At 57.3% G+C, this 7,843-nt stretch carries 7 protein-coding genes and 1 pseudogene; 5 read left to right on the top strand and 3 right to left on the bottom strand.

Annotation, left to right across the window (positions count from 1 at the left end; translation table 11 throughout):
- Both KGA83_RS26625 and KGA83_RS26620 read right to left on the bottom strand, forming a co-directional pair.
- On the bottom strand, window positions 1–2,666 hold a 2,666-nt coding region (locus tag KGA83_RS26625; RefSeq protein ID WP_223531227.1), incomplete at its 3' end, for a beta strand repeat-containing protein.
- 89 nt (window positions 2,667–2,755) lie between these two features.
- Window positions 2,756–3,043 carry a PilZ domain-containing protein gene (locus tag KGA83_RS26620; RefSeq protein WP_223531226.1) on the bottom strand — a complete coding sequence of 96 codons (288 nt, stop codon included), beginning with the start codon at window positions 3,041–3,043 and terminating at the stop codon, window positions 2,756–2,758.
- Window positions 3,044–3,246: 203 nt separating this feature from the next.
- Between KGA83_RS26620 and KGA83_RS26615 the strand changes: the two genes are divergently transcribed.
- From KGA83_RS26615 to KGA83_RS26600, 4 genes are all read left to right on the top strand, one after another.
- Window positions 3,247–3,912 (top strand): LuxR C-terminal-related transcriptional regulator, encoded by a 666-nt coding sequence (locus tag KGA83_RS26615; protein ID WP_223531225.1) that lies wholly within the window; start codon window positions 3,247–3,249, stop codon window positions 3,910–3,912.
- A gap of 139 nt (window positions 3,913–4,051) precedes the next feature.
- On the top strand, window positions 4,052–4,504 hold the full coding sequence (locus tag KGA83_RS26610; RefSeq protein ID WP_108219953.1) for a thiol-disulfide oxidoreductase DCC family protein: 453 nt from the start codon (window positions 4,052–4,054) through the stop codon (window positions 4,502–4,504).
- 97 nt (window positions 4,505–4,601) lie between these two features.
- A complete protein-coding gene (locus tag KGA83_RS26605; protein WP_108219954.1) occupies window positions 4,602–4,979 on the top strand; it encodes a c-type cytochrome in 378 nt (125 codons plus the stop codon).
- Between the two features lie 202 nt (window positions 4,980–5,181).
- A complete protein-coding gene (locus KGA83_RS26600; protein WP_108219955.1) occupies window positions 5,182–5,841 on the top strand; it encodes a MarC family protein in 660 nt (219 codons plus the stop codon).
- An 87-nt stretch (window positions 5,842–5,928) separates the two neighbouring features.
- Here KGA83_RS26600 and KGA83_RS26595 read toward each other — a convergent pair whose 3' ends face one another.
- Window positions 5,929–6,744: a transporter gene (locus KGA83_RS26595; protein ID WP_411741923.1), complete on the bottom strand. Its 816-nt coding sequence runs from the start codon at window positions 6,742–6,744 to the stop codon at window positions 5,929–5,931.
- Between the two features lie 345 nt (window positions 6,745–7,089).
- Between KGA83_RS26595 and KGA83_RS26590 the strand changes: the two are divergent.
- Window positions 7,090–7,437, top strand: a pseudogene (locus KGA83_RS26590) (arylsulfatase); the annotation flags it as partial.
- Window positions 7,438–7,843 lie beyond the last annotated feature (406 nt).

Below are 7,843 nucleotides of genomic sequence, written 5' to 3'. Positions count from 1 at the left end.
ACGCTGAGCGTGGTGTCTTCCTGCACCGCGCCGGCCGCATTGCCCGTCGCGAAGCTGAGCACGGGCGCGTCGTTGCTGCCGGTGACGGTGACGGTCACCAGTTGGGTGGCCACGCCGCCCAGGCCGTCGCTGACCTGTACCGTGAACACGTCATTGTGACTCTCGCCGGCCTTCAGCGACTGCACCGCACTGGCAACCCCATCGGTGCCATTGGCCAGCGTGTAGGTCCACTGGCCGGTGCTGTCCACCGCGATCGCGCCGTAGGTGCCCGTATTCGTACCCGCAATGCTCCAGGTCGCCGTGGCGTCATGATCGATGTCGGCCGAGCTGAACTGGCCGTTCACGCTGAGCGTGGTGTCTTCCTGCACCGCGCCGGCCGCATTGCCCGTCGCGAAGCTGAGCACGGGCGCGTCGTTGCTGCCGGTGACGGTGACGGTCACCAGTTGGGTGGCCACGCCGCCCAGGCCGTCGCTGACCTGTACCGTGAACACGTCATTATGACTCTCGCCCGCCTTCAGCGACTGCACCGCACTGGCAACCCCATTGGTGCCATTGGCCAGCGTGTAGGTCCACTGGCCGGTGCTGTCCACCGCGATCGCGCCGTAGGTGCCCGTATTCGTACCCGCAATGCTCCAGGTGGCCGTGGCATCGTGATCGATGTCGGCCGCGCTGAACTGGCCGCTGACGCTGAGCGTGGTGTCTTCCTGCACCGCGCCGGCCGCATTGCCCGTCGCGAAGCTGAGCACGGGCGCGTCGTTGCTGCCGGTGACGGTGATCGTCACCAGTTGGGTGGCCACACCGCCCAGGCCGTCGCTGACCTGTACCGTGAACACGTCATTGTGACTCTCGCCGGCCTTCAGCGCCTGCACCGCACTGGCGACCCCATTGGTGCCATTGGCCAGCGTGTAGATCCACTGGCCGGTGGTGTCGACGGCGATCGATCCGTAGGTACCGGTTGGCGATCCATTGATGCTCCAGGTGGCCGTGGCATCGTGATCGATGTCGGCCGAACTGAACTGGCCGCTGACGCTGAGCGTGGTGTCTTCCTGCACCGTGCCGGCAGCGTTGCCCGTCGCGAAGCTGAGCACGGGCGCGTCATTGGTCCCGGTCAGGGTGATCGTCACCGTTTGCGCTGTTGAGATCGCATTGCCCGTGCCGCTGTCGTCAGTCGCCACCACGGTGTAGGAGAAGCTGATGGTTTCACCGGCGCTCAGGAAGTCCAGGTTCTGGTTGCTGCTGTAGGTCCAGCCGGCCTGATCGACCGCGAAACCAGCCACCAGCGCCGCGGCTTGCGCCGCACCGAGGGTGCCGCCGCTCCAGACGAGGTCGTGGTTGGCGCTCTGGCTGACCGTGACGACGTCGTTGCTGTCCAGATCAGCGAAGCTCAGCGCGCCGCTGTCGCTCAGCGTGGCCGCGCCGTTGCCTTCGTTCATCGCCCCGGTCGGGTCGGTGATGGTCAGCGTCGGCCGGTCGTTGGTCCCGGTCAGGGTGATCGTTACATTCTTGGTCACCGCCGCCCCGAAATCGTCGGTCAGCGTCACCGTGAACACTTCGGTCTTGATCTGCCCTTCGGCCAGGTACTGCGCCGCGCTGTTGTTCAGCGTATAGCTCCAGCCCACGCTGCCCGCCGCGTCACCGGTGCTCTCATTGCTGACAGTGGCCACCAGCGCACCCAGCGCCCCGGACGGCGCACTCACGCTGGCCACATGGGCGTCATCGGCCAGGTCCACGTCGCCGAAGGCGAAGCTGCCGCTGGCCAGCAGGGTGCCGTCTTCGGTCACCGCCCCGCTTTCGATTTCTGCCGCCGTCACCGTCGGCGCGTCATTGGTGCCGGTGATAGTGATGGTCACATTCTGCGTTACCGACGAACCATGACCATCGCTGATGGTGACCAGGTAAGTTTCGGTGACTGTCTGTCCCTGGGCCAGGTACTGCGCCGCCGCATTGTTCAGGTTATACGTCCATTGTACCGAACCGTTGGCCGCGTTCGCGGCTTCGCTTACCGGCGAGAGCACGAACGTACCAAGATAAGTAGAGTTGCCCGCCGCCGGCGCGAACGTCGCCATGTGCGTGTCACTCAGGTCGACGTCATTGAAGGTAATCGTGCCGCTGGCCGTCAGCGAATCGGTCGTGCTCGCAGTGGTCCCAGCGTCTTCGGTCACCGTGCCGGCCTGCGCGCCAAGGCTGATCGTCATACCATCATTCACGCCCGAAAACTGTACCGTCGCAGTGGCCCAACTGAGCGTTCCGTTGCCGAGACGAATCGCATAGGTAAAGCTGTCCGTCAGGAGCTCGCCAGTAGCCAGCGCCTGGAGTTGTGCCTTGAAAGCATCTGAAAAAGTAGCGGCGTCGTAGCCGACCTTGCCGTCCGAGGTGATCCAGATTTTTGCACCGTTCTCGCTGGTGTCAGAACTCGTCGCCTCAGCCCTCGCCGTATCCTGGGCCAGGAGGTCGGCCGGAGCATAAACCTTGGTGACAGTAGAAAGACTGTCCGCGTTGTCGAGTGACCAGAGTGTCTTCGCGTTGCCACCGAGGTCATTGGACATGACGTCCCAATACACGACCCCCAACAGATTTTCAGTGGTGGTGAAGAGGTCATCCTTCCCCTGCGGCGTGTTGGAAAACGAGGTAACGGTTCCGCCGCTTGTAGTTGTAGTGCTCGCCATGTCTTTCTCCCAAGAATTTCACCCTGAGCAAAAAACCGCCGTGGGCCGCTAACAGCCACAAGCCGCTTCTTCCTCAACCCACGAAAACCTCATTCCACCGGCACCAGCCGGCTGGCCAGCAGCTTCACGCCCGCCCCGGTCCTGCCGCCCAGTGGCTCAATGCGCACAATTTGTCCTTGAGCCTTGAACTTCATGGGGCCGCCGGGAGTGTCGAGCTCGATCTCGAAGTCAATCAAACTACCCACCTGCAGCTCACTATCGGTTTCGAAATACAAACCGGAGGCGCTGATGTCACGGGTGACACCGTTGCCCCCGCCGATCAGTTGCAGCGACAGGGTGACTTGCTCACGGGGCTCAACTCGGTATGTGCCTTTCATGGTTGCAGTCTAAAAACGACCGCTGTTTTATACATGGGAGCGCTATCCCTTTTTTCTGGGAGTCAATCAGCCATGAAAACAGGGCTTTACGGGACAAATGTCATGGGAGGGGGGACCTGAAGCGCTATAGAAAAAAGCTACAGGCTGCAACGATTGCTATCATGATCAGCTAACACAACCCGTCTAAAGAGGCAGCGACCTGCATGCCAATTCAAGTCCTGTTAGTAGCACTACCGCTCGTGGCCTGGGGTCTTGAGCGTCTGGTGGAAAGCGCTCAACCGAGATTGATGCTGGCGGGTTCGGTGTCGTCGGTGGCGCAATACCTGCTTTCGCTGCACCAATACACGCCAGATGTAGTGGTGCTGGACCTGGACGGCGAGGACTGTATCGAGTCGCTGGCTGACTTGCACAGCCAGACCAGCGCCAGGATTCTGGTAGTGACAGGGTCGAGCGACGTGACGCTGCATGACAAAGCGGTGCTGGCGGGCGCACGTGGCGTGGTGGACAAGCGGGAGTCGGCCTCCGCATCGACATTGCTCAAAGCCATAGAAAAAGTGCATGACGGCGAACTCTGGATTGACCGCAATGCGACCAGCCGTATCTTCCTTGAACTGGCGCGCAAGAAAGCCGAGCGCGATATAGGCCCGGAGCAACAAAAAATCGCCAAGCTAACGCGCCGCGAGCAGCAAACCATTGCATCGCTGGCCAGCGACCCCTCAGCCCCTGGCAAGTTGGTGGCCGAGAAGCTGCATATCAGCGAGCACACGCTACGCAACCATTTAACATCGATCTACAGCAAGCTGGGCCTGACGAACCGCGTAGATCTGTACGCCTATGCACACAAGCATGGCCTTTCCACAGTTGACTGAGGACTGCGGCAATACGCCTTCTGCTTACACAGAATTCAGTTGTGTTGCATCGACCGGTTGAATCCACAGCCAAATGCAGACTTTAACGCTGGCACGCGGTTATGATCCGGGATAACCAGGCGCCCTTGGACCCACGCTTATGCCAGCCTCGCAAATCCGCCCCTCACCCGCGCCACTGCTCAAACCAGGAGAGACGGTGGTCCTGTTCGACGGTGTCTGCAAGCTGTGCAATGGCTGGGTGAGGTTCTTGATTCGCCATGACCGCCAGCGGCGAGTGCGGTTGGCGGCGGTTCAGTCACCCGAGGGGCAGGCTCTGCTCGCGTGGGCAGGTTTGCCCATGGATCAATTCGACACCATGGCGGTGATCCGCGACCGATACTACTGGGACCGTTCGGATGCATTTTTCGAAATCATCGCCCAGTTTTCCGCACTCTGGCGCCCCGTGAACCTGTTGCGCATCGTCCCTCGCAAACTTCGAAATTGGGCATACGACCGCATTGCGCTCAATCGTTATCGGCTCTTCGGGAAATACGACACGTGCCTGTTGCCGGAGCCTGATCATGAACAGCGCTTTTTGAAAGCGCCCCTGTGAACGCTCTCACACGCATTAACCGGATCACCCGTTGCACATCTGGCATCAGCGCCAAATGCCTGCAAACGCTGCTGATCCATCAAGGAAGATAAAAACAATGAAAATATCATTCATCGCTTCACTAGGAATTTTATCGCTAATTCAAACATCATTATCCTTCGCGGATAATGTTAATGGAAAAAATCTCTATGTACAGCGATGCACCATGTGCCACGGAATGGATCTCAAAGCAACAGGACCATTGGCTAATAAAAGCAATCCTCCTGCACCTGATCTAACAACATCCGTTTTCAAAAAACGATTGAATGATTATCCGGGCGTGATTGTATCATCGATAATACTTCGTCCAAATGGAGACTTGATTCCAAAAACTTTGCGGGAGAATGGTGTAAAGCTATCGCCGCACTCATGGAGCATTCAAGATCTGCGCGATTTAAATCAATACATGAGTGGTGTGATTTCAAAAAACCGATGATTTTTGAGGCATCCTCGGCGCTAATGGGCTTGCCTTTGAGCATGGTAAACAATATCCATCGCCCAATTCTGCCTTCATCCATTTTATGCCTCTCTGTAAACTTCCACTCCCCCCATCTCTTGGGTTTTACGGCAATGATTGAGGCGAACTGTTCTTGATCAGCTATGGTGAGTCGGTACACAACGCAATTGGCGGGTCATCAATGAATGCGTATCTCACCCTGTTTTTCGGCATGTTCACCACCCTGCTGGCAATCATCAATCCACTTGAGGCCATCCCGGTTTTCCTGGGTCTGCTGCAAGACAAAGGCGTCCCCGAGCAGCGTCACGTGGCACGCAAGGCCTGCCTTTATGCGCTACTACTGATGTTTTTCTTTCTGATTTTCGGCAACCTGCTGCTGCGTTTGTTCGAGGTTCCCCTGAGTATGATTCGGGTAGTCGGCGGGGTAATTCTGATGCGCATCGGCTTCGAACTTTTTGCCCCATCGCCCAACAGCAACCTGATTCCAAACGGTGGCAAAAGTGACCAGGACGTATCCTTCATACCCATGGCCATGCCGATCATGTTCGGCCCCGGTGCCATCGCCACAGTGATTGGCCTGACTAGCACCATTAAGGATACCGACCGCGCCATACTGCACTTTGCCGTGGTAGCACTGGCGATCTGCGCCACCATGTTCGTCACCTATCTGTCTTTGGCTTACGCCAATACCATCCTCAAAAAGATTGGCCCGCGAGGCATCGACGCCGCGACCCGGATCGTCGGTTTTTTCGTTTCGGCGATGGGTGTAGGCTTGATCTTCCACGGGACGGTAGAGTTTCTTCAGTCGTATGGGGTGCTGCTCAACGGGGTAACGAAGTAGGAATGCAAAAGCTTTGGGTTTTGCCTGGCTCCGAAAAGCAAGGAATATCCCGAGCACTCCTGACTCAATAGCCCTACAGCGTTGCATTCATTTAGGAAACAACAGCGTAAACGCTACCCGAACCCCCCAGCCTTCGGGTCCATCTTCCGGGCTGTCGGCCCAGTAACGCGGGCCGGCTTGCAGGGTCATGGGTTGATGGCCCACTTTGAACAACTGAGTGACGAACAAGTTGATCGGCACAGACCACTCCCGGGTTTGCCAATCGTAGGTGGACTCGGTATTGATACCGAAGGTGGTGTAGGTATGAGTGGTGTAGCTGAAGAAGGGTTGCAGGAACGTCTGGTTGACCTTGTCCTTGTCATCCGGCGGGCTGTTTTCCAGCGACCAGATGTGGTTGGCAAGAATACCGCGGGTCCAGCCGTCATGTTGCTTGAGCGCCACCACTGTAGGGCCCAATCCCCATTGCTCGCTACTCAGCAGTTCGTCGCTGCCGGTGGGCACCAATATGGCTGGGCCTGCTCCCCAGATCCAGCCGTTGGCGGTTTCCTGTTTGGGTGAAAAAAAGAAGCTTTGAGTGACGTCTCCCACACCTGATTTATCGGCAACCCCGCCGGGCACCAGGCCATGCTGATCGATGACGGGCAGGATGGTGCGGGAAATCAGATTCCACTCCTCGTTGAGACTGAAAGGCAGCACCGGCTGGATGTTGGTAACGCTCTGATACCCCTCACCGCTGGGGCCGAGTTTTTGGTTCCAGTTATATTGAATCGGCAAACTGTATAGCGCGGCGACCGGATTCAGGGATTGTTTGGCTAGCTCTGCCTGGCTATCGGCAGCGACGCCAGATTCAGACCAGACCATCGCCAAGGCAATAAAGCGAGCAAGCTGAAAACCTTTGTTCATTAACAGTTCCTTTCTCAGGGGGAGAGAATTGGACAATTGCATCGCTACTGTAAGGCTGAGGGTTAGCCCTAGCGCAAGTTGAGCGTAGATCAGGTTTTTGAACCGTGTTCAGAAAGAACAGTAGATGCAGTCGGGTAATTACCCGTTCAACTGGAAAACCGCACTAGACTCTACCCTGCGCCTTAACTTGTGCATGGTCATGCAGTCAGGGGGGAATGATTCTGTACGCAGTACCTAGGCTAATTACTCGGTGGTCAATGCACCAAGGGTCCATGTGATTGTGCACTCATCACCCGGTTGCCAACACGATGAAGGCACGAAAAATCACGAGACTCTCGGCGACTTGGATTTGATGGCGCGCCAACCGGCGGCCTGGCCGTAGACACTAACCTGGGATTGAAAGGCGCACTAAAATATGTGGCCACCGTGCCGCAAGTCTTTGACTTGTGGCAAGACCCGCAAGAGCGCTATGACCTTTTCATGAACAACTTTACCGAGCGCACCTGGACAATGGTGCCGATTACGGGCGCGATCATGAAGCTGATGAAAACCTGCGTCGATTACCCGCCACGCAAATTGCAAAGCATGGGTTACGAGGCGCCGATCGAGCTGTCGCAGTACCAGAAATTCCAATACGTGCGTGCCCCCCTGAAAAAAGAAGGCATCAACCTGCCTTTGCCAGCGGGCAACTGATCAATCAACTGAAAAATGGCGGTCTCATCAGGGGGGCGCCCCTCCAATATGATGTTTGCGAGTAGTGGCTTTCTTGAAATCCTTAGCAGTCACCAATGGCTATATCGGGTCGTTTTCAGCCGGTCGTGACAGGCACAAAACGGCCAATACCCGACACTTCCCCCTGGCTCGATAGCTGGCGTTTTCGCTCCACGTACTGTCACAACCACCGCGCAAAAATCCGTCATGACATGTCATGACCTCCTGCAAAATCGGACTTTGCCCAACAAATACGGGGGTTTTAAGGACGAACGGTCGAGAGGCGTCAAGCGCGGGGAATTGCCGGGAGTTTGCAGCCACTACAGGCTTTTCAGGCGGGCACGTTCGTCGCGGTACTGTGAACTTCACTCTCATCACGTGTCACATT

The sequence above is a fragment of the Pseudomonas sp. GL-R-19 genome, from assembly GCF_019956375.1.
Classification (GTDB): Bacteria; Pseudomonadota; Gammaproteobacteria; order Pseudomonadales; family Pseudomonadaceae; genus Aquipseudomonas.
This window is presented reverse-complemented; position numbering and strand designations above follow the sequence as displayed.